Here is a 24,774-nt window from a genome sequence, read left to right as displayed (position 1 = left end):
CATACATTTCCCAAACGTTTGAATACTGGCTTCAAAGTAATGCTTCTTTTAATCACGGTTTGCAAATTTGCGAACGCAGCTATTCTCCCGATGCAATGAATCATTTACGGCAACTTCATTATGATCAGCTGAACCCTGTCAAAATCCCTTCCTCGCTGGATGAACCGTCCCCTCCTCCGTTCTTGGCTCTTACATCGTTATCCGGTTCGTTGGACCGAGCATCTTCTTCATTTTCTCTTTAATCCGAATGCATTTGTTCAAATGCAAGAAGTTATGGCGGGTTGCAGGCATGGCTAGCAAGCCGGCAATTGTTTTCCTGCTCCAATAGCCAGCCACCCATGCCGAGCTTGTGGAAATGGCGTTTTCCTCGAATAAGCGATTGATTCGGGCGGGATCCACTTTCTCTTTGAGCTGGCCGGCTTCCAGCGAGGAGATAATGCGCTGTGTCTTTTCTCCAACCGCACTTCTGTAAGCAAACAATGCATTCATCTCAATGTCTGCGCTTAATTTGGCCAGTTCTTTCTCATTCATCTCATTGCCGGAGGTCGTGAAGGGAATTCTCAACTTTTCAAACCAGTGCTCCGTATAGAGAACTTGCTGCTCATCTGCAATCAATATATTCATCGTCATGTCTTCAATCCGGGCACAATGCCATACATGCCATGCGATCGAGTTCGTTGTGTCACGTACAGGAGGCGGAACCTGTCTGAATATGGATTCATCCAAATCATCCAGCAAAGCATCTTCCATCGTCTGTCTTTCCCTCTGAAGAGAGCCGTGCAACAATCCGTGTTGGGACAGAAATAATTCAATGGCTCGTGAATGCTCAGAAGGCTGCAGAAGGATTTCTTTCATAAGCTTGTGGTTTTCATTCCAAATCTTCCTTTGATCCATGTCCAACCTTATCACCCTTTTCGTTTTTCATTTCGGGATGACCGGCACCCAAAGCTCATGGCGCGGCTTATGTTTTGGCCCGTAGTAGCATTCAATGCAAGGCAAATTGGCCAGTTCATAGCCCGAAGTGGGAACCCATTCGGTGTACAGCCGGTTCCATGCCTCCACGATATTCGGGAAAACAGCCCACGTACTTGGCGGCAGTGTCAAAATCTCCATATCAGCGGGCGGTTCTTCATCATAGCGGACACCCATAAAGTACGTAAATTCCTCATCCATGATTGCAGCTTCCGTCCCGCATACCCCGAGAAGGCTCTCGAGGGTACATTTAGGTTTTTCCCACGCCATATCCTTTAATTCCTGCATGAACCCCTCTTTCTTCGCTCGGTTCCACAGTGACGGAATGCTTTTAAAAGCCCGGCTAGTTTTTACCTGTTCGCCTCTCCCGATGATTCTTAATTCATAATCAAGCTGTTCGATTCTGTACTCCATTTCAGTGTCTCCTTTGATTGTGATTTGAAAGGAGATTTTTGGAAAGGCCTTTAATTGTACACCCTGGTTACGGGCATCTGAGGGCTTCAACCCATGTGTTTTTTGAAAGGCACGGGAAAAGGAATCCGCAGAGCCATAACTATATTTGACGGCGATGTCGAGGATCCGCATATCACGTTTCTGAATGTCAAAAGCTGCAAGTGTTAAGCGCCGGCGCCTTATATACTCTGAAAGAGATACACCTGAGATCGAGGAGAACATGCGTGAAAAATGATACTCTGATGTACAAGCGACTTGCGCCAGCTTCTTATAATCGATCTCTCCGTCCAAATTCGCTTCAATGTATTCCAATGCATTGTTCATTCGCTCCAGCCAATCCATACTTTCATCCTTTCCGTATGAAGACTGTACTATGAATGATGGGCTGCTGGTCCGACTTTCTCTGCACAAAGAAGTCGGACGTCAGTTTCCCCAAAATAGGTCGAAAAAGATGTGAAAAATATCAGAAAGAACGGTCCCAACCTGTTTGCTTTTGGTTGGCTTTTTCAACTACTTCAGCTTTCAGCGCCGCCACCCTATCGGTTCGATACATCCAATCCATCCCTTTTTATTTACACTTAAACCATCAAAAACCCGCCATTCACTCCGATGCATTCTCCGTTTACAAAGCTGGAGTCATCCGATGCAAGGAACGCAACGACCGAAGCGACTTCAGAAGGCTGTCCCGTCCTTCCTGCCGGCGTCAGCATCGTCGCCATCAGTTTGACATTTTCCGGAAGATCCCTTGTCATGTCCGTATCGATCTGGCCTGGAGCAATGGCGTTGACGGTGATGTTCTTGCTGCCGTTTTCCTTCGCCAGTGTCCGTGTCAGGCCGATAACACCAGCTTTGGAAGCGCTGTAGTTTGCCTGTCCGACATTCCCCCAGCTCGACACCGAAGCGACATTGACGATTTTCCCGTATTCCTGTTTGCGCATTTGCGGGATGACTGCCTGGCATGTATGGAACATGCTGTTCAAGTTCACATCAACGACGGTACTCCACTGTTCCGCCGTCATTTTATGAAACATCGCGTCCCTTGTAATCCCAGCATTGTTGATGAGAATATCCACTTTTCCATATGTATCGTAAATCTCTGTGAAAATGTTCTGCACGTCTCGGCCATCCGCCACATTGCATACAAACGCCCCGCATCTATCCCCGGATGGATCCAGCTCTTTTACCGTTTCAAGCAGTGTTTCCTTCTTAATGTCGATAGCAGCAACGAGCGCCCCTTCCTTAAGAAGCCTAGCTGCAATTACAGCACCAATTCCCTGTGCTGCTCCTGTGATAGCAGCGACTTTTCCAGTTAAACGATCCATAACCATTTCCCCCTGGTAGAATTCATAATATTATGCATTTATCATAACTCATATGGCAGTGTACAGGAAGGCTTTTTCGAATGCACTTCCCATGTTGTCGGACTCTTGCTATATTGAAGGAAATCAAAGAAACGGGTGAAGACGCATGTCCTCTAAAGCAAGCTCGGTCATTGCATCCCTGCTCGCTCTCCTGCTTTATTATGGGTGCCGGATCAGCGAAATGATGTACAGCAGTTCCTTCCCTTTCTATCGGGAATTAGCATTCATTCTTGCGCTGATTTCACTTTATTTTTCTTGGCATGCGAGTAAAACGAGCAAATTACGGCTGTTGCCCGTACTTCCTGCACTGCTTTGTCTGTTATTCGCCTATAAGACATACACTTTTATACATACAATTTCACATTCAAAGGCGGGGAACCCTACAATCGCCCGATTGATTCGCCTGACAAGAAGATGACAGTCCAAGCCTATTTCAAAGAGTATGGAGGCGCAGCCGGCGGCGTCAACATGTGAGTTACCGTCATCCATCACGGTGATGCGGACCGCCCGGAAACCGTTTATTTCAGCGATGCGAAAGATTCACTCCAGATGACTTAGCTCAGTAATGATACACTCTCCATCATTCATAAAGATCCTGCCTATCCCGACTCCGACCGAAGCGCAGAACTGAGGATCGGCCGAGACGTTTTCGACGGAAACGGCAGCGCCTGCAAAACTCCGTATGTGAAAAGAACATATGGGAACTGCTATTCATATCGCTAAAAAGAGAAACTGAAGATCGTAGCAAAAGAAAAAGAGGGGCATTACGCACCTCTCAGAGTGTAGTCAAACTACCTTTCTATAGTTTCTTTATTCAGTTATTGTATATAAATAAAACACACCTGATGATTTATGATAACTGGTGTCCTAGTGACTTGTTCTTAAATTGAAGTTAATGGCTTAACATCATGCTAATACTACTCGCCTGTTCTTCTTGTCGTATATCACAACGGTTACAATCGAAACAAGAACTATCACAGCATTTGCGGCAATGGTTCCCACCCAAGTCATAGTCATGGTGCCGAAGATGGGGGATGCCGCATTGAACATGGTGTGGAATAATACGCACATAAACACACGGCCTTTTCCTGATATTTTGTAGATTGCCCCGTTGAAAAACCGAAATGCAATGAGTTGAACTGCAAACATCCAAAAGTTAATGAGTCCCTCTCCGTGATTCGTCCCCGGAATGAAGAAGAGAGGGATATGCCATAACATCCAAATGATTCCTACAAAAACAGAAGACAAAACAAAACCGTATTTTTTGTCAAGCTCAGGCTGCAATATGTACATCCAGCCAGCTTCCTCCAAGCCACCGATTATAAGATTACCAAGCAGGGAAAGGAAGAACGTATAAAATGGAAGCACCATTTCCGTGCGGCCTGAAACTGCAAAATGTATCAAAAAATACAGTGTAAGTCCTGCAACAACAAACAAATAGAGAGATATGCTATTTTTGGCATAAAAAACAGTTCTCAACCATTCCTTGAAACCTGCTATTTTGTTATTTTTCTTCAGAACGATATATGAAGCAATAGCGGGCGACAAAATATAGATTGCAAAAGGGATATTCATCCCGAATTGCTGTAACGAGTGAACCCAATTGTGAACCGTATATCCGAATTGCCCAAGAGCAATCAAAGCACCTGACACAAGATAAGCTATGCAAAATGTCAGCATCGTAAATTGTACTGTGATTGTTTTGTCTGTCACGATTTCTTCGCCTCACATTTTAAAGTATACATTGAATTTTAACGGATGGACGCTCAGACTTTTATCACCTAATGTTTGCTTTCTGCCCATTCAAAGTTGCGCGCCGTACAAAATATAAATAGTCTACAGTTACAACTACTAAACCAAATTCTGAATTATTCAATTACAGCAGAGGTGGATTAAAAATGAGGCACTGCATATTTATTATTAAAATATACAGTGCTTCAAGATATAAATGACTTTGTCTACAGTTTGAGAAGTGCATTAAAGAGGTGCATTACGCACCTCTTTTTATATCATACTTTGTTTCTTAATAAATTGATCGCTTGGTTGTGAAGCTTCCGTCAAAATATGTACCTTCCAGTTAACAATCGTCGTGCTATCTCTGACATTGTTCTTTTTGATTGTTTTTAACATGGCCCAAATGACGCCTTCATCATCATTCGGATCATTAAATGATTCAGAAATGCTTTTCGGGTCGGAATATGGTTCATTCGGACATTCAATTAAACCATCGGTAGTAAGGAATAGACGATTTTGGCCTTGTCTTAATTCCCTTTTCCCCACTGTATAGCATGGAACTTCTTGTTCAAACGTGTTCACTTGTCCGATCCATTCAAAAAATTGCCTTTGATTTAACTGATATTGTCCTAATGCAGCTAATTCTTGATGAAACAAGTAAAGAATACAGTCACCGACGGAAAACCACCAAACATATTTGCCTTTTCTACTCACAATTAAACAAGCGGTTTCTCCTGTGACTTTTCGGCATAAGGATAAGAACTCATCTGTTTGAAACAAGTTTACAATCTTATCTTCCAGCCTTTTAAAAGTTTCACAATTTGTCGGTAAGGATAGTAAATCTTTGATTTGGGATTTTTCATTATTGAACTGATTTAGAATTAAGCTTGCACTCTCTGAAGAAAGATGAGCATCCAAAAGGATAATGAACTCCCAATCCTCTTTTTCATCAAACCATACCAAATACCCATCTTCGTTTTTATATTGTCCAGCCGCAGAATTACCGCCATATCGTCCAACTACAATATGATTGAGCTGAAGAACACTCGGTCTATCGACGAAATCCTCTTGACTGCCCACCCAACTAAAATCTTGGTTCGCGTTATTCATATGGATGATTCTCTAGAAATGTTTTCAGACGATTACAAAGTGCAACGACATCATGATTGTCACCCATAGGAGCCCCTTCCCAATCATAAACCTCGGATGCTCCCCAATATTCTTTTGGTGTATGTGGATATCGGGCTACGTGATGCATATGAAGGTGAGGAACGGCATCACCGGAAACAAATGAATAGATATGCTCGGCGTTTTCTGACTCCCTAAGCGCTTTGCTGACCCTGGCCATCATGACACCAAAGGCTTTTGCTTCTTCAATTGTCATGTCTGCAAGCGTAGGGGCGTGTCTTTTTAGATCAATCATAATATGACCAAGATAGTTCGGCATCCCATTTCTATCAATATGTCCAACAAAAACATATTCGTCATCGTAAATCGTGGCTCCTGACGTTTGAATCAAACCAGCGTGTTTATTACAAATAAAGCAATCGCTCACAAAACTCCCTCCTCTTTTTAGATATTTCAAATATTATAGTATAAATGCTGACCGATAAGTGAATTTTTTTAGTCTTTCTATACCGGAATGTCGTATGGCACGCATCATGGTCGAAAAATTTAAGTGAATTTGACTTTGATTCAGAGCTTCGTCTGTGCAAGACCATCTCTCCTGGATCACACAGTACGTCCCCTGAACCGGTTTCTTTTTTTCTATCTATTGGTTTAATCCATGCTATCCTTAAAGGAAAAAGAGGGAAATGAACAATGAATCCTCTCTCTGTCCAGCCTGCAGCGGGAAAAACCATTGTAACCTCGCAAAAAAATAGCCGATTGAGACATGTTAGTGCATGAATAATGCAAATAGCAACCTAAATTGCGTATGGATAAATAGCAAATGAAAATGCTCAATCCTCTGAATGTATTTATCTGCCATACTTCCCCAAGATAGTATTGTGTTTGCGAAACTATTTAGCCTTTGTTTTTCTTTCTGACAGCCAAAAAAACAACGTAAATAACAGCAGAATAATTGGAGCAAGACCTACATATTTTACGCCACTATTTACCCCGGAAAAATAGTATGCAATAGGTATAAAAGTAACCGCACTTATTAGTATGAAAAGCCAAGAACGCCTTATAAATCCGAATGCCAAACTGATAATTGACGTAAGAAGTGCTGCGTACCAAAGTAAAAGCATTTTAATCCCACCTTTTTGCTATTCATCAATCCGGCCCCCTGCTATGCAAAAATCTCGCAATTGTTAACGCAGAATCTTTATAACATATTACCTTATTTTAACATCCATTCATCCAGTTCTTTATCTTGGTAAATCATTACCCCTGAGTTTGGAATATGCCAGCGTGTTTATTACAAATAAAGCAACCGCTCTATAATAGAATGGAACGCCTATAAGTATATTTCTTTTAAATCAGCAAGAAAGAAGACCGCCTTGATCGAGTCGGTCTTTGGTACATATATTTTTAATCTTAACAAAGAGAGCATCCTTTAGTTGAAGTTTCCTGCTGCTTTATCGCTCAGATCGGAACGTTTCGATTGATGCTTTGCAAGGAGCATTTTGCACCCAATGATTATTTTTAACGTACCATCAATTACTGCAAATAAAAGAAAAGGCGCACTGACTAAAAGGATTCCTATTACTGAGTTTATTGTTGTCAACGCTCCTAGCAAGAGCATTATCGTACCTTGGGAAAAATAAAAACCTATGAAATGAATACCGATAATCGCAAATATGCATAGCCATAGCAATCTTAAATCAGTAGAGCCGATAATGAACCCGCAAAACGTGCAGAGAACAATCGTTACCGCAACCGAAATATTATCCATCCGATCTTGAAACTGAGAATTCTTACCATATGATAATTTGTTATTTATAAAAGGAAGGACAAGTATTAACAAAAAACCAATAAAATAGCCAAATCCCATAATATACGGCTGAATAAATAGGTTTTTACCGGTAATCGCTGAAATAATAATAATTACCCCTATGTAAACCAGCCATACCCCGACTGTTCTTTGAGTGTTATATTCTCTTTTGAATTCCCCTGCCTCCATTTTCCTCCCCCTTATCAAAACATCCCTTCACAAATTCTTATACCCACTATAACATAATTATTAATAAATTCTGAATTAGGTTCTTATCTAATTCACCCCCGTATTCCCATGCTATACTTATCCTTGTTGAGCTTGGTTTTTATGGTTTTAAAATCAGAGCTCAAATTTACATAATATTATTACAGGAAATTGATAGTATTCTGCCTGGAGGATATTTTGAATGAGGAAGTTTGCTTTTGTTATGATTGCCCTTTTTTCATTACCTTTGATTACCGGCTGTGTTGCTAACGCCATCAAGCCGATTAAGGCCGATACGATAGATATCAGCTTTGGGCAGAGTTTGTATGAAGGAGCCGGCAAACTCGATAAGGAAACGATCCAGTCGCTCGTAGAGGCATACAACCATATCGAATACAGCGGACAAACAAGCGAACCGATTGATTTTGACAGGGCGATTACGATTATCTATATTTATCAGGATCAAATTTCCGGAACATTGGTAATGGATGAAAACGGAGTATTTGAAATCGGTGATGGCGCAGGTAATTATCATTTCAACCCGGGACAAAATGTATACGGGCAAGCGTTGGACGTCTTTCAACAGCTTGAGCGACAACACTAAAATCCTCTGCCGACACATGCTATACTGAAAGGAAAAAGAGGTGCGGAAATGAACAATGATACCTCTCTTTGTCCAGCCTGCGGCAATAAAAACGATTGCAATCTCACAGAAAACAAACCGATTGAAACATGCTGGTGCAGGACAATGCCAACAGTTCTGGCTGTGCCTGAAACTCGCAAAACTCCAGTCTCCTGTTATTGCTGCGAATGTTTTCAAAAGGTTTTTAGGTAGAATCTCGAATTTACATAACATTATTACAGTACTCTAGGTGGTGTAAATATGCAAACTCATATTGTAATTGGTGCTGGGATCCTAGGTGTATCGGCTGCCTATCATCTTGCCAAACAAGGCGAGAAGGTGCTGCTTGTCGATGATCGGCAGCCTGGTCAAGCTACGGATGCCGCTGCCGGCATTGTCTGTCCGTGGATATCCCAGCGGCGCAACAAAGCCTGGTATGCCCTCGCAAAAAACGGGGCGAAATACTATCCGCAGCTGATCCAAGAGCTGGAGGAGCTAGGGCAAAAGGATGCAGGTTATAAAAAAGTCGGTGCGCTCAGCCTTCACCATGATGAAAAGAAACTGGAGGCGATGGTCGAACGGACACTTAAAAGGCGTGAGGATGCTCCCGAAATCGGCGATGTCCTCCTCCTCTCTCCCGAAGAAACGAAAACACGGTTTCCAGCCCTTGCCGACGGAATCGGCTCTGTATTCGTCAGCGGTGCCGCCCGTGTGGATGGCCGGTCTATCCGGGATGCTCTGCTTGCAGGTGCCGTCCATTATGGAACTGAAGTGGTTTCTGGCCGCGCCGAGCTTTATGCGGCAAACGGACAAATACATCGGGTTCAAGTCGGCCGTACTATATATGAAGCAGATTCCGTTCTTTGCACTGCCGGCGCTTGGGCTCCCGAACTGCTGGCCCCGCTCGGCATCGATTTTAAAATTCATGCCCAAAAGGCGCAGATCCTGCATCTGCAAATGCAGGAGACGAATACAGACGATTGGCCTGTCGTTATGCCGCCGAGCGATCAATACATTGTCTCCTACGGGAACGGTCGGATCGTGTGCGGCGCGACTCATGAAAATGACGTACCGTTCGATACAACGGTGACCGCCGGTGGCATGTCGGAGATTTTGCAAAAAGCGCTTGAGTTTGCCCCGGGTCTTTCCCAGGCCGGCATTCTTGAGGCGCGAGTCGGCTTCCGCCCGCATACACCGGAGTTCCTCCCGGTATTCGGGGAAGTGCCCAGTGTAAATGGTTTATTTGCCGCAAACGGGCTCGGTGCCTCCGGACTGACAATGGGACCGTACATCGGCTCCCTCCTCGCCCGTCTTGTGCTCGGGAAGCCGCTTGAAGTAGATGCTGAAGCTTATAGCCTTTCCAACGCTTTATAATATGTTCCATAAGGAGAATGGAAATGAAAATCCGACCGCTCACACCTGATGACGCAGAAAAATTCCTGGAGCTATCCAAAAAGCTCGATGATTCCGGCTTCATGCTTTATGAGCCGGGAGAGCGGCAGACAACTGTCGAACAGCAAAAAAGGAGTATCGAACGTGTTGTTTCCGATGACAGATCGATCTTTTTCGTCGCTGAAGAGGCTGGCACACTCGCGGGATTCATTGCTGCACTTGGAGGAGCCCAGCGCCGCAAGCGGCATTCCGCTTACCTCGTACTGGGGACAGATGAGGCATTCCGGGGAAAAGGAGTGGCCACCTCCCTATTTGAACAAGTTTTCTCATGGGCGAAAGAAAAAGGGTTCACCAGGCTTGAACTGACTGTTATTAAGGACAACACGAAAGCCTTGAACCTGTACAGGAAAATGGGCTTTACAATCGAAGGTGAAAAAGTCCATTCGCTGATGATCGACGGTAAGCCCGTCAATGAGTACTATATGTATAAGCTGCTGTGAAACGGAACCCCCAGCTTCCAGCAGGAGAATCAGGTTTATTGTAGCCTTCCTACTTTTTTTGTAGAAAGGCTCTTTTTCATTTCTATTTATATAGGTTGCTAAATTCCTATTAAACTAATATTGCCTTGCATAGGCAAGAACTTTGCTCCCTACATCTTTCACTCCGCCTATTTCATCGCTTATTGAGCATACGATTATTGAACATTGTAGGGTAGCATCAGGAAAATGCGGATTAACAATGAGAAGGAAATTCAAATCAAAAAGCCCAACCTCTCTGCAAAGCAAAATAGAGAAAATGAGCTTTTCCGTTACTTCAATATATTTATTTGAACTAATATAAAACTGCTACCTTGATCTTTTAAAATCATCTATTTAATGAATTCATTAACTGGAAAAAGTATTCAGGTTTGTGAGTTTTATTGAGGTTATACCATGCATGTAATGTATCTGGTGCAAATACATCTAATTTTTTCAGTACTTCCATCGCAAATTCCAGAGGTGCTACTCCTGATGCCGTAACTAAATTCGCATCAGATACGACAGGTCCTATCTCATAAAAATTCTCTCCTTTATAATTAGGACACACCATTTTAGTATACTCTAAGTTATTGCTTGTATGCTTTCTAGAATCTAAGTATCCCATATTCGCGAGACCCTCAATTGCACCACAAATTGCAGCAACAATAGTGCCAAGTTTTAAAGTTTCGCCAATTCTTTTCATGATAGGTTGATGAATATCTTCCCCCCAAGTAGTTCCTCCAGGTAAAATTAAAAGGTCTTTACTCTCAAGAGTACATTTATCAAAGGAAATATCTGGTTTTATGCTCAATCCTCCCATTGTAGTAATAATTTCTTCATTCGCTCCCACTGTGACTACTTTTAAAGGTGCTAAATCTTTTTTAAAATATCTTCCTGAGTTTAGTTCAGCAATTAAATATCCATATTCCCAGTCTGACATTGTATTACATACATAAAGATAAACTTTTTTTGTTTGCATTGCATAACACTCCAATCCCAATTGATATATGTAGTATAAAACAACTTCCCTGACAGCTAACGTCAGGGAAGTTGTTTTATTCTTGATGAAATTTTATTAATTCCGACAGAACTTCAATAAGTCTTTTCTTAAGACTGATTGGCTCAATAACTTTAATAGATTTCCCGTATGGTAAAAGTAAATTAGGTACATACGTATGTATTATATCTTTTTCAAGAAGAAAAACTGCTTGATTTGAAGTGCGTTCTTGCAAATAATGTCCTAAAAACCAATGTTGGCAAATATCATCCAAAGCACTTGTATTTCCATAAATAGCCAAAGAAATAATCCCTTCTTTTTCTTCTATAGTTGGAAGGAGGTTTTTCATGAAAAAGTCACGTGCTGAAAAACTTTCTGGCTGGTTAAACGTATTTTTGGTTAACATTAGACTTTCAATTCGATCTGCTCTAAAACTACGGATATCATTCCTGAGATGACAAAATCCAATCAAATACCACTTGTTATTCCAATAAATAATTCTGTACGGATCAACCAATCTATACTTTGATTGCTCTTTGCCACTTTTATGATAGAGAATTTTTATAGAATATCCGTCAGTTACAGCCTGCTCCAAGTCCTTTAAGAAAGGTTTCATAGAGAGAGAACGTAATTGACTTATGACTTCAAGACTAGTTAAATGTTGGTTTACCTTTGTTTCCTGCTCTTGATTTGAATATTTGCTTAGCTTTGAAATAGCCCTATTTAGTGCTTCACCCCCATAATATCCGGCTTCTTCTGCAAAAACAGCAGCGTGAATTAGTGAGGTTTGCTCCTCAAAATCAAAAAAAAGAGGAGCTTCAATAAAATTGTTCAATAAAGTGTATCCGCCGTTATGTCCTGGTTCTGAAATGATTGGTACACCGCTTGTTGAAAGTGTATCTATATAACGATAAACAGTCCTTATATTCATCTCTAGCTTTTCTGAAATTTGTTTTGCAGTTATTTTTTCATCTGAACGAAGCATCCATAGAATTGCTAACATATTGTCTATTTTAGGCATATAATTCCCCCTCTGTATGAAATTTATTTTCTATTATATATTTCCGTCTTTTGGTATAACATCAACTGGTCCTTTCCGATAGCTTTTTATATAATGTGGCCTTCTAACATTTGTAATTTCACAAATTTGATTTACAGTCATATCTCCCTCTTTATAAAGCCTTACTTCATAATTCATTCCTATATGATTTTTATCGTACTTCTTTAACCGACCTTTACTATCCCTCTGTTCAATACCTTCACGCTGCCGCATGATATGATCACGTTCTAATTGGTTTACACCCGCCATAACTTGGCTGAAGAGATTATCTTTTGATTAAACAACAACACCGAAACCAACAATAATCTATTGTTGGTTTCGGTGCAATATTGAGAAAGCAAATCGGGACGAATTTAGCCGCTATTCTTATTTATTCCGACTAGGATATCTACATCAACCGTAATTTCTGCTAGATGATGATTTGTGAATTGATCAATACGCTCCTTTTTCGAATTCCAGCCAAGTGGTGACATTTGAGCTAAATTCAACAGCTCGGATTGCGTTAATTCTTTTGTATAGCGGAGAGGTGAAATGTCTGCCAACTGGAAGTGCTGTTTAAAGAGCGACACTGTTTCATCATTTTTATAAGAGCTTTTATCTGTATCATCAAAAAGGGCTTCTCGTAATTCTTTTAGATAAGCAGAACGTGGAACAACCTTTACTACGAGACCTTCTGGAGCGAGAACTCTTTTGAACTCCGTGTAATTGGCAGGTGAAAGGATATTCAAAATAGCATGACTTGATTGATCCGCTATTGGTAAGTTGGCTAAATCACCGACAAGCCAGATGGATTTTTTGTATTTGCTCGCGGCCATTTTTATGCCTTCCCTTGAAATATCCACACCAACTCCCGTCACATTGCTATATTCCTCTAAAATCTTTTGGACATGTGAGCCCTCTCCACAACCGGCATCAAGAACTATTGCTCGATCATTAAAAACGTTTATCTTTTCATGAAGAACTTCAGATATCTTCTCATGCAGCAAGGCATATAGGGCACTTTCCATAATGATTTTTTGTCTTGCTTTGAATAGTTCTTTGTCGTATTGGCTGTTTGTAAAACGAGTCATCATGTTTACATATCCTTGTTTGGCAAAATCAAATGTATGCGTATTCGCGCAAACAAGGCTTTTTACATTTACGACCTTCATCGGACTTTTACAAAGCGGACAGCTGAATACATCAATATGTCTTCTTACTAACTCGGCGCTTTCTTCTTTGTTTGTCATGTTCTCCTCTTCCTTTCTAATAAAAAAATCACAAGCATCTGCCTGTGATCTTGGAGTAAAGGGAAGGACCTATCCTTTTTCAGTTACCGGCTTTAAAAGCCTTTAGTAAATAAGTCTCCATTTTTTGTAAAAAAAAAGGGTTAAAATAAACGAAATAAAGGAAGGCAGAAATAGCCGCCACATATTTCCTACAAATTAAAGGCATTGGCACCCAATTTAATGGGATTCAAATGCGAGCATATTGCGAAGAAAATTTCACTAATATAAATGTGAAGATTATAAAAAAAGGACAGACTAATCCCGTTTACCCTGCATATACAAACAGAGCCTTTGAACGTATTCAATTATTGGTTCAAAGTCGGGAATCGCAGTCTCATGAAGTGAATCATTTTTTTATAATCCTCCTATCATTCAAATTACAGTGTATTATAACTTATCTGGTAAAAAAGTCAATGGGAAGAAATTTTGGTTCGAATTAGTCAGACCGTTCGTTCAATGAGGGCTACTAATTATTTACGAATAAGCGCTCTCTTTCTAAAAAGGAGCGCCCATTTCATCCTATCTTAGTGCACCAAATGGTGTAATGCATGAACTCCCATAAATTATTTAGCGGTTCCAGACATAATTTATTTCTTTGTAAAATAAAACTCTATGCGTGCATCTTTTAAATTCGCTCATGTTTCCTCCTCCTATTTTTGAGTAGTTTTTGTTGTGCTTTATAAATTTCATCGTGTGTGATTTAACCTACTTTAGTGCTATCGTTATTGGATGCTCTACATTTAATTGGAAAAATCAATAAAGTTCAAGTAAACTAGGAGCCAAATACGGAAATTCTGCCTCTTATCCTTAAGAATCCATATAAGAAACTTTATAGGTGGCAGATATGCTAGCCTAGGGGCAAGATTGTAAAACTATATTATAATGAAAACCCAGAAAATAGATCATCAGTCAACTCACCCTCACTCCATTCGCCATCGATAAGTTACATTTAAACTAACTAGGAAGTTTTATTTACAAGTCAATAAAAAATAAAAACAGTACGCTTTGATTTTCATTTCCGAACGTCGTTTCATTCCTATTTGTAATGTCATTTATAATGCTAAACCTATTTGTATTAATTGTAGTTTCAGTATCAGTTTCTAGTTTATGTAATTTTCAAACTTCCTTTTATTGGACAAACCTATCTTGTTTTTGTTTAATAGAATTACAATATATAAAAGAAAAGGTGACGGGAATGGGAAGAAGTCAGCTATTAAAAGACGCTGTAAGTGGAAAAGAAAGTATCGAAAACATATTATTAAGATTAAAGGTTATATTATCTGATTTGGATAATACGATCATCATGAGCTGGGTTAATGGAGAGTTAGAAGGATATAATGATATAGACACTATCCCTCCCTACAGGATTTTCAAAGGAAGCATTACAGGCACATATTTAGTAAACTTTACCACTAAATACACAAATCAGCCGGTACCGTTAGAATTTCTCATACCCAAAGAAGATATAGAGGAGCTTCGAGCAATTAAAATGACAGATAGTATTGCAGCAATCCAAACCATGCTTCAAGGAGAGAACAAAGAAAATTATGGAGCAGTGATACCAACAGCCTATTGTCATTTTATATCTACAGACGAATTGCAAATCGCAGGAATGAGATTAAACCTTGCGTCAAATCAACTGGAGGGTATTGTTTCGCGTGTTAAATCCAAATTGGTAGAAGTTATTGTGGAGCTTGAAAAGGAATTTCAGGATTTAGACGAATTGGATATTAGAACCCAAATAGAAGAGAAAATATCGACAAAGCAAGTAATCTACAATATCGAAAACATCATTTATGATGAATCAATTAAAGTCGGAGACAAAAACAAAATGAACAAGTCAAGAGTTGGCCATTCTTTTGGAAAGAAGGGGTAAAAAATAAGTATTCGAATTGGAGACAATAATAAGATTAAAAGTTCATCCATTGGCCATCAATATAGCTCAAACGCACGGGATAAAAAACAACCAAAGGATGAGAAAAGATTCCATGAAAAACATCCAGCTCTATTTAGCATCATAATCTCGCTTGCATCTGGTTTCATCCTTCTTTTTTCATTTTGGAAGTCCATTATAATATGGATAGAGAGCGTTTTTAATTAAGTAGGCTATAGATGTCACATATAGCAAACAGTGATATTAGTCCTGCCTAAATGTGCAATAAAAAGAAATAGTCGACTCTTTTAGGGTATTCCGTGGAGTTAAACAATCTTTATTAAAGATCTTCCTTATTTCAATAACGGTGCTTTAGTTCAACAGTCGATTTCTTGAAATCGACTGTTTTACGGGAAACTTTGTAAACCTACTGTTTTATTGCGCTTAACCGTAGGTCCTGCCTCAGATTAAAATCAAACCATGGGCAACACGCTGAACAACCCTATATCTGCTTCCAAATCCTCTTAACATCAATCAGCTTCTTTTTATCAAATGTTAATTTATAAATATCTGGCATATCGAGCTCTTTCCAAAAAGATAAACCATACTTTTCATCAAAGTAATTCATCATGAGCACCATTATATTGCCATGCGTTCCTACTGCTATCTTCTTACCTTCATAGGTTTCTAATACATCTAACATTGCCTTTATTGCACGTTTTTGGGCGTCATTATTGGATTCTCCACCTTCCCATGAGAAGGTCGGCTCCTCCCACACTTTCGTAATTGCTACATTATAATCCTCTACAGGTTCTTCAGACAGATTTCGTTCCCTGAAACAATCTTCCATTATTACTTCCTTACCTGCTAATGCTGCGAATCCCTCAACCGTTTGAATCGCCCTTTTATACGGACTGGTGATGATAATATCGATGTTTTCATTTTTCAGGATGTTAGAAACCATTTCTGCGTCAGCAAGGCCTTTGGCAGTTAATGGTCTTCCTGCTTCATCAGGCGTATAAGTTGAATGGGCATGACGTACAAAATATACATTCGTTAGCAAAATTGTCCTCTCTCCCTCTTCGTAAAGGATTACGATACGAATTTACTCTTACTTTGTGTGTTCTCTAGAGATAGAAGCTTGATACAAACATTGTTATACTTCGCCGCTACTTGCTCTGTCCTAACTAAAAAACAGTCCGAAAGCCAACTCCTCCCGCTTCCGGACTGCATGTTCAAATCTCGTATTCCCATTCTTCTTTTAATCTCAAATACAAAGCCAGCAGCATATCCTCCAGCTGGTGGAGCGGCCTGCCCACTATCTCGAGCCCCGCTTTCGGCAGAAGCAATTCTGCTACTTGCCGTGTCAATTCAGTGCGCTCATGCTCGGCTACGCTAAACAGACGTGTCGAGTAGGTCCGAAGCAGCTTCCAATCCTTGGACGTAAAAACAGTGAGGGATACGCCTTCAAGCGGCAAGCTCTCTTTTGTAACGCCCCTTCTCGCCAATTCTTCTGCAAACTTATCCCGCCGCTTTTTCTTGTTCCTTCGTTCATGAACGACGATTGTCCCTGCGACAAGGTCACCGAGCCTTTTATGCTTCGGATGGAAAAAGACCATCAGGATTCCGACCAGATAACCGAAAGGCAAGGAATCGATCAATCTGAGCAGGTTGCGGATCAGGCTGGACAGGAGCGTAACACTATGTCCATTTTCCTGAATGACCCGGATGCCGAGCGCCTTCTTGCCGATTGTCCGTCCGCCGGAGAAAAACTCCACGGCAAAAAAGTAACCGTAGTTGACGATAAAAATCAGGATCAGGGCTCCGCCGACTATGTATGTATTGACCTGGTCGACCATGGCAATATCCGGCGAACCAACGAGCAGGATCATCAAGCCGATAAAGACCAATATATTAAACGCCCATAAGATGCACTGATCGAGCAGAAACGCTGCTGCCCGGCTGCCGACGCCGGCGAGTTCAAACTTCAGCGACACATATTCAGGTGTTTTAATCCCCACCTGCTGTTCATTCATATGAAAACCTCATTTCTTGCTATATATATTATTCACTTGGTTGCTGGGACTGACTAGGATGCTCTTAGCCAGAGTGGCTGGAAAGCCATCGCCTTATGCTTGTCGCAGCTGACCAAGGCGCCTCCGCTTTTCTTCGCAATTTTCAAAGTTTGTTGTATCCCTTTCGTTTTTCCCCTACAATGGAGAAGAGCCGGGGGTATTCAGGTTCGGTACATAGATTCAGCATCGTTTTTTTTACAGGCTGAATGACATTCTTTTATTCTATGAAAAGCAGGTGAGCATATGCATGTAAAGCAATTTGTCCAGCAGCACCGCGATGAGTGGAAAGAGCTGGAGGAATTGACGCAAGTGATCAGGAAAGACCGTAAGAAGCGCTCGAGCGCAAATCTCCGCAAATTCTACCGGCTTTATCAAAAAGCTGCCCAGAATCTTTCCTACAGTCAAACATACTATCCAGATGAAGATGTGACGAGCTATCTTAATGAACTAGTGACGATGTCGCATAATCTCTTTTACAAGAACCAGGTTTCGAGCGGCAAGCAGATCCGCGATTTCTTCAGCACAAAATTCATCGGGCTTCTGCTAGAGCAGTGGAAATATGTCTTCGTTGCGATGGGTCTTTTCGTCCTCGGTGCGCTTGGAAGTTACTTTTCCATTCTGAACGATCCGCAGCATCTGTACAGCATCCTGCCGGGCGAGATCGCCTATGGTGTGGATCCTGACAGTTTAGGCGCTGCAGACGGGCAGGTTGACTCGGCATTCATGTCGGCATCCATCATGACGAATAATATCAAGGTTGCCTTTCTCGCCTTTGCAGGGGGCATTACCTTTGGAATCTTGACTGTATACGCCATGGTATACAATGGCATCATTGTCGGTGCGCTTGCCGCCCTCTTCTATCTGCATGGAAAGACCTATGATTTCTGGGCATATATCGTGCCCCATGGAATGATCGAACTGACGGCCATCTTCATCGCCGGCGGCGCCGGCCTCCTGATGGGCTACAAGCTGTTCGTGCCCGGCGACTATTCTCGCGGGTATCAGCTCAAAACGAACGCTTTGCGCTCCGTGCAGCTGCTCCTCGGTACGATACCGCTGTTCGTCATCGCCGGGATTATCGAAGGATTCATCACCCCAGCCGCCATTTCACTTGAAGCGAAATATGCGGTCGCCATCCTGACCGTCATCGGCCTGGTCCTTTACATCATCATCGGAAAGCTGCGGCTCGACCGCAATCAAGCTACAGCAGGTTCCGGTTCATCGTTTCGATATAATGCGAAACGGCCGCAACCGCCAGTTTCTCTTCAGGGGCCTCAATCATAATGAGGCCCTGTTTTTCCCACTTGGCCTTTTCCCTCTTTTTGAACAGCATTTCCTGCTGAGCCATGCTCTTCACCATCGCCTCTTTTACATCTACAGGCTCCTCCTCAATCCTTACCTTCAATGTCTCATCTTCCACACCAACCATAAAGAACATATGCCGTCTCCGCAGCCGCTGCAAATAGATGAGCGCTGATTCCTCGTGGAGGAAAGTCCGTATGTCACTGAAAAGGAGGATCAGGCTCCGCTTTTTCTGCATTGCTTCCAGATAGGATAGTACTTGGGCATAATTCGATTCAGCCGGTTCTACTTTCAGGCCGTAGATCGCATGAAGGATTGTCTGCAGATGGGCCATTCCCTTTGCCGGCGGCACAAATACCTTCACATTGTTCGAAAAAGCGAGGACCGCTACATAATCACCATTTTGCAAAGCGGCGGCCGCAACTGTCATTGACGCTTCAAGCGCTTTTTCAAGCCTGTTGCCATGCTTGAGCTCAGCCCCCATCATCCGTCCGCAGTCGATCAGGATGGTAATGTATTTGCCGTGTTCCGGCTCGTACTCATTCGCCATCACTTCCCGCAGTTTCGCCGTCTGGCGCCAGTTGATCTTCCGCGGATCATCACCGACGACATATTTGCGAATCTGGGAAAACTCGCCGCTCCCGCTTGCATGCTTTCGGATTTTATCACCTTCATATAAAAGGTACCGCTGTGCATTTTCAAGATATCGTTTCGATTCAGTCAAATCCGGTATAACTTTTACTTCCTGCGGCATCGACACGGTCCTCTGTTTTTCCCAGAGACCGAGCGGGGTTGTGTAGCGGAAGTACAGCTTCTCTGCCGTATAATCACCGCGTTCCGTAGCTGTCGTCTCATACTCTGCCAAAAAATCCTTCTCGCCATGCGCCTTTCCCCGGAACGGGAAAGGGCGGAGAAAGGAATCCGGAAGGCCGTCGATAAACGAAAAGGAGAACGGTTGCGGAGAGCTTTTCCTTACGACGATTCCCGCTTTGTACGGAAGCCCTCGCTCCATTTCGTCCGGCAGCTGCCGTTCAAATGCAAGCTCCCCTTTTTTCGGTGAAAAGAGCAGATCGAACAAACTGGCAAAGAAGACGGCTAGATTGACGAAAATCGCAGCTTTCCAGGAAAGGTTCCAAATATTGCCGAGTTGCAAAAGCAGATTGAGTGCCGCAAGCAGCAAAATGAGCCGCTTCGTCGGCAATATGCCCTTATCTCGGAACAGGAATCGAGCCAATAAGTTCTTCGATGACTTGGTCAACGGCAGCTCCCTCCAGTTCCATATGCGGGGATAATTGAATGCGGTGCCGGAGTGCCGGCTTCGCGACCATTTTGATATCATCCGGCGTCACATAATCCCGTCCGGCAAGATAGGCCCAGGCCTGAGCGGCTTTGCCGATCGAGATCGCCGCCCTGGTGCTTGCGCCGAAACGGATGGCATCGGATTCCCGCGTTTTCCGGACGATTTTCATCATATAATCCAACACGCCCTCGCCGACCGTAATCGTTTCGACCTTTGCACGGATAGCACTGAATGTCTCCAAATCGAGCACAGGAGCAGGGGACGTTTTCATCATCGCTTTTTCAAGAACCGCTGCGAGTACTCTTTTCTCTTCCTCAAAAGAAGGGAAATCGATATTCAGCTTGAACAGGAACCGGTCCTGCTGCGCCTCAGGGAGCGGATAGGTCCCTTCGAACTCAATCGGGTTCTGCGTCGCCACAACAAAAAACACATCAGGCAGCGCGTACGTTTCCCCCTGGATCGTCACCTGCTTTTCTTCCATCGCTTCAAGAAGAGCGGCTTGCGTTTTCGCGGGTGTCCGATTGATTTCATCTGCTAGCAGGACATTGGTGAACACCGGCCCCTTCAGCGTATCGAACGTGCCCTCTTTCATGTTGTAAATCGTGCTTCCTGTAATATCACTTGGTAGGAGATCCGGGGTAAACTGAATGCGGTGGAAGCTTCCGCCGAGCAGCCCGGCAAGCGTCTTCACCATTTGTGTCTTCCCGGTGCCGGGCACACCTTCCAAGAGTACATGCCCTCCACTAATGATTGCGGACAGAAGCAGGCGGATATTTGTGCCCTGCCCAAGTATTCTGCTTTCATATTGATCAATTAAAGCTGTCAAGTTTTCATTCATCCTTGTTCCACCTCTTTCCGCAGACGATCCAATTTCTTGGACCAGAAAACGAATTCCTGTTTCGTCAGCTGTTCTTTCTGTAGTATTTCTTCCAGACGGCCAAGCAGCGATTCAAGCTCCTTCGGATTGATGCCAATTTTTCGTTTTTGCAGCCGTTCCGCCACATCTTTCCATGTCATCGCATAGGGAATCCGCCATTTTTCCTGTAGTCTCCATTTTAGATAATCCGCCTGAGACTCAAGTGCATCTTTATAAAGCTTGCTTCGCAAATGCCAGGCTGCGAGGGCTTGGATGCTTTCGTCGCTGAATCGGACCGTTTCTTCCCGAGGGACGAGGACTGGGCCAAAACGCTTGCCTTGATTCCACAGCAATAGAATCATCAGGAACGCCCCTTGGGCAAGCAGCATGATGAACCAGATCGGATAAGCGGAGAGGGTCGTTTCCGCCGAGCCCGAATGATGGACATATTCGTCGAAGAAAATTGGCCCGCTTCCTGCTTCATGCAAGAGTCCAAGGACAAGCGGAATATGATTTTCATCAAGAATATTGTCATTTTGAAGCCAGTTCGGCGCAACAGCAGCGATCAGCTTCCCATCGCCAATCTCACGCTTGATCGCGATTGCCCCGCCCTTATCTTTCAGCAGAACCTGATCCCCCGGCTTGGTTTCGAGCCTTAGAGCGGAAGGCAAGATGCCGCGGAATCGATTTCCGTCCCGGTCCTCGATTTTTTTCTGAAGACCTTCTGCCCCTCTGTACTCCGCATCGAGATCAAACAGGCTTGTCGGATTTTCGGTAAACAGCAAAATGGTGTTCCCCGCTTTTATATAATTCTCGTATTCTTCCATCTCCGGGGTGTCCGGAATCTTAGACGGTGCTATCATGACCAGCACCCTTCCCGACTCGTCCTCCGGCAGCTGTGCAGGCGGGCGTTCCCACCTTGTCACCTCTATATTGCCTCGTTCCAAATATGTATAAAATGCCTTTGTTCCAGTCGGAGATGGCGAGTCCGATACATAGGCCGGATGGTATTCCGGCTCTGGCGAAAAGGAGATGAAGCTGGCAATCAAAAAGATCGCAAGCAGACCTGCCAAAAGCAGCCAAGTTTTTTTCGATCCATTCAACAAAACGTCATTGCCAACTCCTTTCCTCATCGCCGGCTTTCTCCAATGCCGACAGCCACGTTACAATATCATCGCGGTAACGGATGTATTCTTCCTCCTGCACGTTGCGCTCACCGTAATTCGCTTCATCGAAAAACTGTGCGAGACGGTAAAACCGGCCGGCACTCTCCTGGTCTCGCCTTTGCAGCTCAGCATAATACTCCCAGTTCGTCTTCCAGATTCGTGCCTCAAGCCAATTCTTCTTATTGAAGAAGAGGAGTAAAGCAAGAAAAAGATGCCGTGACGCCTTTCTATATTGGCCGTTTTTCTCAAGCTTCGCGCTTTCTTCCAAATGCCGTTTATACGACCAATCCAGCTCCCTCATTGATTGCAGCGGCTGATTGGCACGGAACTTCCTGGCCTTCTGCGCTCTCCGGACAAAATAAAAAATCACGAGAGCAAGCAAAATGACGACCGCGATGACGATGAGGACGAGCAGGATCGATGCTGCACTATCCACCGTTTTTATCGACGGGAAGAAATGTTCAAGCTGATCGATCAGCCACTTTTTCGCACGGCTCCACAGGCTTTCCAGCCATGTCTCGTTTTGATAGTACACCTGATATTCTTTTTTGCTGAGGATATTCTCAATTTCTTTTCTCGCTATTTCATCATTTGCCATTCATATCATCACCTGACCGCTAAAATCGTGCAGCGGGACCTTTAACGGGCCCCGCTGATCGTTCCGCTTAGTTTCCTACGTGATAATCATCAATCATGTCTTTCAAGTCATCCGCCTCATGGCGTGCACGCAAATCGAAATAAACGACTGCATAGCCAACTGCATATAGAAGACTAGTAACCAAACCGACAACGCTGATAATCAATGAATAAAGAACGCTACTTCCAAGAATCAAGCCAAACACCATTTCGAACACAAAGGTAATCGCCATGATAATCAAACCAAGCACGACGAATAATCCGAATACTGGCCATGCTCTCTTTTTCGTCAATCTCCAACTTCTAGAAAAGCCAGGTGTTTCTTCCCCCAATGCGACCGACGCCAGGTAGAAACTCCAGCGTACGAGCAGATAACCGATCCCGATGAAAATCGCAAGACCGAGAATAAACGTAAGGATCAATCCGGCAACAGGTTCAGCCACAGCTGCTGCCACGGCGATGAACACCAGGATCATCATTGGAATAAAGACAAGGCCGAAGACCATCAAGCCAAATAAGATGCTGCTGCCCAGTATCGGCCAGAAGCGGGAAAATCCGGCTTTTATCATTCCTTTGACAGTGAATGGCTCATTCTTGCGCAAATGGTTGATCGCCAGCAAAATCGCTGCCCAGCCAATTGGCAGAAGAAGATATTCAATCAGCGAAGTAAAACCGTTGAGCAGTGACACGCCGATACCGGCCGCCATCAATGTAGGATCAGCCGCAGTGCCTGCATTAAAATTGTCGATGATTTGATCCCATATTGCCGCTCCGCCGCCCTCGCCCCGGAACAGCCCTTGCCCCAGCATCAAACCGATGAGCGCCCGCAGCAAGTAAAGCGGACCTAAAAGAATTAATAAGATCGTCATGAATTCCTTGAACCGGCCTTTGAATAATTGAAAAACCGTGTCCAAAATCTTGCCGAAGCTTTTCGGCGAGTTTAAATTCGATTCCAAATTTGCATCCTCCTCTTTCCTGTTATACCGCCTATTCTACCATCACTTCCGACTCATTTTTACCGTAAATGAAGAAATAGGCAGAAAATCCCGTTTATCGATCGGTTTGCTCAGACGAGCTTTTGCCCGCAATTTGAGCAGAAATTGGCTCCGCCCGTTTTCTCCCCGCAATTCGGACAGAAATTCGGTCTCTTGCCATCTGACGCGGCTGCCTGCTGTGCCGAACTGCCGCTTTCGTTGCCGGCCCCTTTCATGTTCTTCATCATCTCATTGGCCATGTTCATCCCCATCATCATGCCGGCCATGTCAGCTGCCGCTCCGCCGCCCTGTACTTTTCCGGAGGCGATTCCGTCCGCTACAGAAATCTGCTGGTATTTGCCGACATCGGTGACCATTCCGTGTGAAGCCGTCTTGTTGATCATCTTTTGAACCTCTTCCGGGTAATTGAAGCTCATGACGTTAAAACCGGTAATCGTCATGCCAAGATCCAATAATTCCATGTCGAGGTCCTCGCGGATTCCCTTGGAAATTTCTTGGGCATTCACCTGAAGATTGAACATATCCTTCCCTTCCCGGGAGATCCACTTCATCAGAAGCTGGTCAAGAACGGCTGTAATTCGCAGTTTGACATCGTCGACCAAGTAGCGATCTTTCACGCCGGCGACCTTATCGATCAATGCCACATAATCATTCACTTTAAAAGAAAACGTTCCGTTCGCCCGGATCGGCATCCCGCCCGGAAGCTCCGGTGCTGGAAGGAGAATTGCACTTTTCGTTCCCCATTTAACCGTGAATTCCTTCGTATTGACGAACAATACCTCAACACGCATCCCGCTGTTGAAGCCGAACTTGAACCCTTTTAGCGTTGACAGGAACGGAATGATCTCCGACTCGATATTGTAATCCCCATCATCTTCGAAAATCCCTTCAACCCTGCCGTTATTAAGGAAGATTGCATCCTGGCCAGGCCTGATGATCAGCCTTGAGCCGCGTTTGATCTCGCGATTCCCCCATTTCCAAAAAATCATGTCATCCCTGAATTCTTCCCATTCCACCACGTTGGCGAATTGATTCGAAAAGATCCCCAT

The 24,774-nt window shown here is 43.4% G+C and carries 25 protein-coding genes and 1 pseudogene; 6 read left to right on the top strand and 20 right to left on the bottom strand.

Features of this window, described 5'->3' with window-relative positions; genetic code table 11:
• Positions 1-189: 189 nt before the first annotated feature.
• From AC0TWI_RS14210 to fabG, 3 genes are all read right to left on the bottom strand, one after another.
• Positions 190-894, bottom strand: a complete 705-nt coding sequence (locus AC0TWI_RS14210; RefSeq protein ID WP_488127090.1) for a DinB family protein — start codon at positions 892-894, stop codon at positions 190-192.
• 27 nt (positions 895-921) lie between these two features.
• Positions 922-1,767: an AraC family transcriptional regulator gene (locus tag AC0TWI_RS14205; protein ID WP_488126992.1), complete on the bottom strand. Its 846-nt coding sequence runs from the start codon at positions 1,765-1,767 to the stop codon at positions 922-924.
• 236 nt (positions 1,768-2,003) lie between these two features.
• Positions 2,004-2,747 (bottom strand): 3-oxoacyl-ACP reductase FabG, encoded by a 744-nt coding sequence (fabG, locus tag AC0TWI_RS14200; protein WP_488126991.1) that lies wholly within the window; start codon positions 2,745-2,747, stop codon positions 2,004-2,006.
• A 145-nt stretch (positions 2,748-2,892) separates the two neighbouring features.
• Between fabG and AC0TWI_RS14195 the strand changes: the two genes are divergently transcribed.
• Complete coding sequence (locus tag AC0TWI_RS14195; protein WP_488126990.1) at positions 2,893-3,204, top strand: hypothetical protein; 312 nt, start codon at positions 2,893-2,895, stop codon at positions 3,202-3,204.
• 488 nt (positions 3,205-3,692) lie between these two features.
• Here AC0TWI_RS14195 and AC0TWI_RS14190 read toward each other — a convergent pair whose 3' ends face one another.
• The 4 genes from AC0TWI_RS14190 to AC0TWI_RS14175 form a co-directional block, all read right to left on the bottom strand.
• Complete coding sequence (locus AC0TWI_RS14190) at positions 3,693-4,499, bottom strand: CPBP family intramembrane glutamic endopeptidase (protein WP_488126989.1); 807 nt, start codon at positions 4,497-4,499, stop codon at positions 3,693-3,695.
• Between the two features lie 291 nt (positions 4,500-4,790).
• The gene (locus tag AC0TWI_RS14185) at positions 4,791-5,630 is read right to left on the bottom strand and encodes a PP2C family serine/threonine-protein phosphatase (RefSeq protein WP_488126988.1); all 840 of its coding nucleotides are present in this window, start codon (positions 5,628-5,630) and stop codon (positions 4,791-4,793) included.
• Complete coding sequence (locus AC0TWI_RS14180; RefSeq protein ID WP_488126987.1) at positions 5,623-6,075, bottom strand: HIT family protein; 453 nt, start codon at positions 6,073-6,075, stop codon at positions 5,623-5,625. The genes AC0TWI_RS14185 and AC0TWI_RS14180 overlap by 8 nt, the downstream gene beginning before the upstream one ends.
• Positions 6,076-7,080: 1,005 nt before the next feature.
• Positions 7,081-7,647 (bottom strand): DUF6609 family protein, encoded by a 567-nt coding sequence (locus AC0TWI_RS14175; protein WP_488126986.1) that lies wholly within the window; start codon positions 7,645-7,647, stop codon positions 7,081-7,083.
• A gap of 220 nt (positions 7,648-7,867) precedes the next feature.
• Here AC0TWI_RS14175 and AC0TWI_RS14170 point away from each other — a divergent pair, with 220 nt between their 5' ends.
• The 3 genes from AC0TWI_RS14170 (at position 7,868) to AC0TWI_RS14160 (ending at position 10,179) form a co-directional block, all read left to right on the top strand.
• Entirely contained in the window at positions 7,868-8,269 is a 402-nt protein-coding gene (locus AC0TWI_RS14170; RefSeq protein WP_488126985.1) for a hypothetical protein, read from the top strand.
• Positions 8,270-8,548: 279 nt separating this feature from the next.
• Positions 8,549-9,661, top strand: a complete 1,113-nt coding sequence (locus AC0TWI_RS14165) for an NAD(P)/FAD-dependent oxidoreductase (RefSeq protein ID WP_488126984.1) — start codon at positions 8,549-8,551, stop codon at positions 9,659-9,661.
• A gap of 23 nt (positions 9,662-9,684) precedes the next feature.
• Complete coding sequence (locus tag AC0TWI_RS14160) at positions 9,685-10,179, top strand: N-acetyltransferase family protein (protein WP_488126983.1); 495 nt, start codon at positions 9,685-9,687, stop codon at positions 10,177-10,179.
• A 364-nt stretch (positions 10,180-10,543) separates the two neighbouring features.
• Here the strand turns inward: AC0TWI_RS14160 and AC0TWI_RS14155 are convergent, their stop codons facing one another.
• From AC0TWI_RS14155 to AC0TWI_RS14135, 5 genes and pseudogenes are all read right to left on the bottom strand, one after another.
• The gene (locus AC0TWI_RS14155; protein WP_488126982.1) at positions 10,544-11,176 is read right to left on the bottom strand and encodes a type 1 glutamine amidotransferase family protein; all 633 of its coding nucleotides are present in this window, start codon (positions 11,174-11,176) and stop codon (positions 10,544-10,546) included.
• 76 nt (positions 11,177-11,252) lie between these two features.
• Positions 11,253-12,215 (bottom strand): helix-turn-helix transcriptional regulator, encoded by a 963-nt coding sequence (locus tag AC0TWI_RS14150; RefSeq protein ID WP_488126981.1) that lies wholly within the window; start codon positions 12,213-12,215, stop codon positions 11,253-11,255.
• A gap of 61 nt (positions 12,216-12,276) precedes the next feature.
• Positions 12,277-12,530, bottom strand: a pseudogene (locus AC0TWI_RS14145) (helix-turn-helix domain-containing protein); the annotation flags it as partial.
• 77 nt (positions 12,531-12,607) lie between these two features.
• Positions 12,608-13,483 carry a putative RNA methyltransferase gene (locus AC0TWI_RS14140; protein WP_488126980.1) on the bottom strand — a complete coding sequence of 292 codons (876 nt, stop codon included), beginning with the start codon at positions 13,481-13,483 and terminating at the stop codon, positions 12,608-12,610.
• 344 nt (positions 13,484-13,827) lie between these two features.
• Positions 13,828-13,872, bottom strand: a complete 45-nt coding sequence (locus AC0TWI_RS14135) for an erythromycin resistance leader peptide (RefSeq protein ID WP_116354017.1) — start codon at positions 13,870-13,872, stop codon at positions 13,828-13,830.
• Between the two features lie 845 nt (positions 13,873-14,717).
• Here AC0TWI_RS14135 and AC0TWI_RS14130 point away from each other — a divergent pair.
• Entirely contained in the window at positions 14,718-15,398 is a 681-nt protein-coding gene (locus tag AC0TWI_RS14130) for an AbiTii domain-containing protein (protein ID WP_488126979.1), read from the top strand.
• Positions 15,399-15,897: 499 nt separating this feature from the next.
• Here AC0TWI_RS14130 and AC0TWI_RS14125 read toward each other — a convergent pair whose 3' ends face one another.
• On the bottom strand, positions 15,898-16,458 hold the full coding sequence (locus AC0TWI_RS14125; RefSeq protein ID WP_488126978.1) for a histidine phosphatase family protein: 561 nt from the start codon (positions 16,456-16,458) through the stop codon (positions 15,898-15,900).
• A 172-nt stretch (positions 16,459-16,630) separates the two neighbouring features.
• Entirely contained in the window at positions 16,631-17,431 is an 801-nt protein-coding gene (locus tag AC0TWI_RS14120; RefSeq protein ID WP_488126977.1) for an RDD family protein, read from the bottom strand.
• 282 nt (positions 17,432-17,713) lie between these two features.
• On the opposite strand from AC0TWI_RS14120, the gene AC0TWI_RS14115 reads away from it, so the two are divergent.
• Entirely contained in the window at positions 17,714-18,754 is a 1,041-nt protein-coding gene (locus AC0TWI_RS14115; RefSeq protein WP_488126976.1) for a stage II sporulation protein M, read from the top strand.
• On the opposite strand, the gene AC0TWI_RS14110 is transcribed toward AC0TWI_RS14115, so the two are convergent.
• The 6 genes from AC0TWI_RS14110 to AC0TWI_RS14085 all read right to left on the bottom strand — a co-directional run bounded on the left by AC0TWI_RS14110 (position 18,672) and on the right by AC0TWI_RS14085 (position 24,774).
• On the bottom strand, positions 18,672-20,030 hold the full coding sequence (locus tag AC0TWI_RS14110; RefSeq protein ID WP_488126975.1) for a DUF58 domain-containing protein: 1,359 nt from the start codon (positions 20,028-20,030) through the stop codon (positions 18,672-18,674). The two genes, AC0TWI_RS14115 and AC0TWI_RS14110, sit on opposite strands and share 83 nt — an antisense overlap.
• A complete protein-coding gene (locus AC0TWI_RS14105; RefSeq protein WP_488126974.1) occupies positions 19,981-20,910 on the bottom strand; it encodes an AAA family ATPase in 930 nt (309 codons plus the stop codon). Before AC0TWI_RS14105 ends, AC0TWI_RS14110 begins: the two co-directional genes overlap by 50 nt.
• The gene (locus AC0TWI_RS14100) at positions 20,907-22,061 is read right to left on the bottom strand and encodes a DUF4350 domain-containing protein (RefSeq protein WP_488126973.1); all 1,155 of its coding nucleotides are present in this window, start codon (positions 22,059-22,061) and stop codon (positions 20,907-20,909) included. The genes AC0TWI_RS14105 and AC0TWI_RS14100 overlap by 4 nt, the downstream gene beginning before the upstream one ends.
• Positions 22,039-22,692, bottom strand: coding sequence for a DUF4129 domain-containing protein (locus AC0TWI_RS14095; protein ID WP_488126972.1), 654 nt, complete (start codon positions 22,690-22,692; stop codon positions 22,039-22,041). The genes AC0TWI_RS14100 and AC0TWI_RS14095 overlap by 23 nt, the downstream gene beginning before the upstream one ends.
• Positions 22,693-22,759: 67 nt before the next feature.
• A complete protein-coding gene (locus tag AC0TWI_RS14090) occupies positions 22,760-23,686 on the bottom strand; it encodes a DUF7847 domain-containing protein (RefSeq protein ID WP_488126971.1) in 927 nt (308 codons plus the stop codon).
• A gap of 110 nt (positions 23,687-23,796) precedes the next feature.
• Positions 23,797-24,774 carry an SPFH domain-containing protein gene (locus AC0TWI_RS14085; protein ID WP_488126970.1) on the bottom strand — a complete coding sequence of 326 codons (978 nt, stop codon included), beginning with the start codon at positions 24,772-24,774 and terminating at the stop codon, positions 23,797-23,799.

The organism is Lederbergia sp. B243.17 (assembly GCF_057657925.1).
Note: the sequence above shows the minus strand (reverse complement) of the source record. Positions and strands in the feature narration are given on the sequence as shown.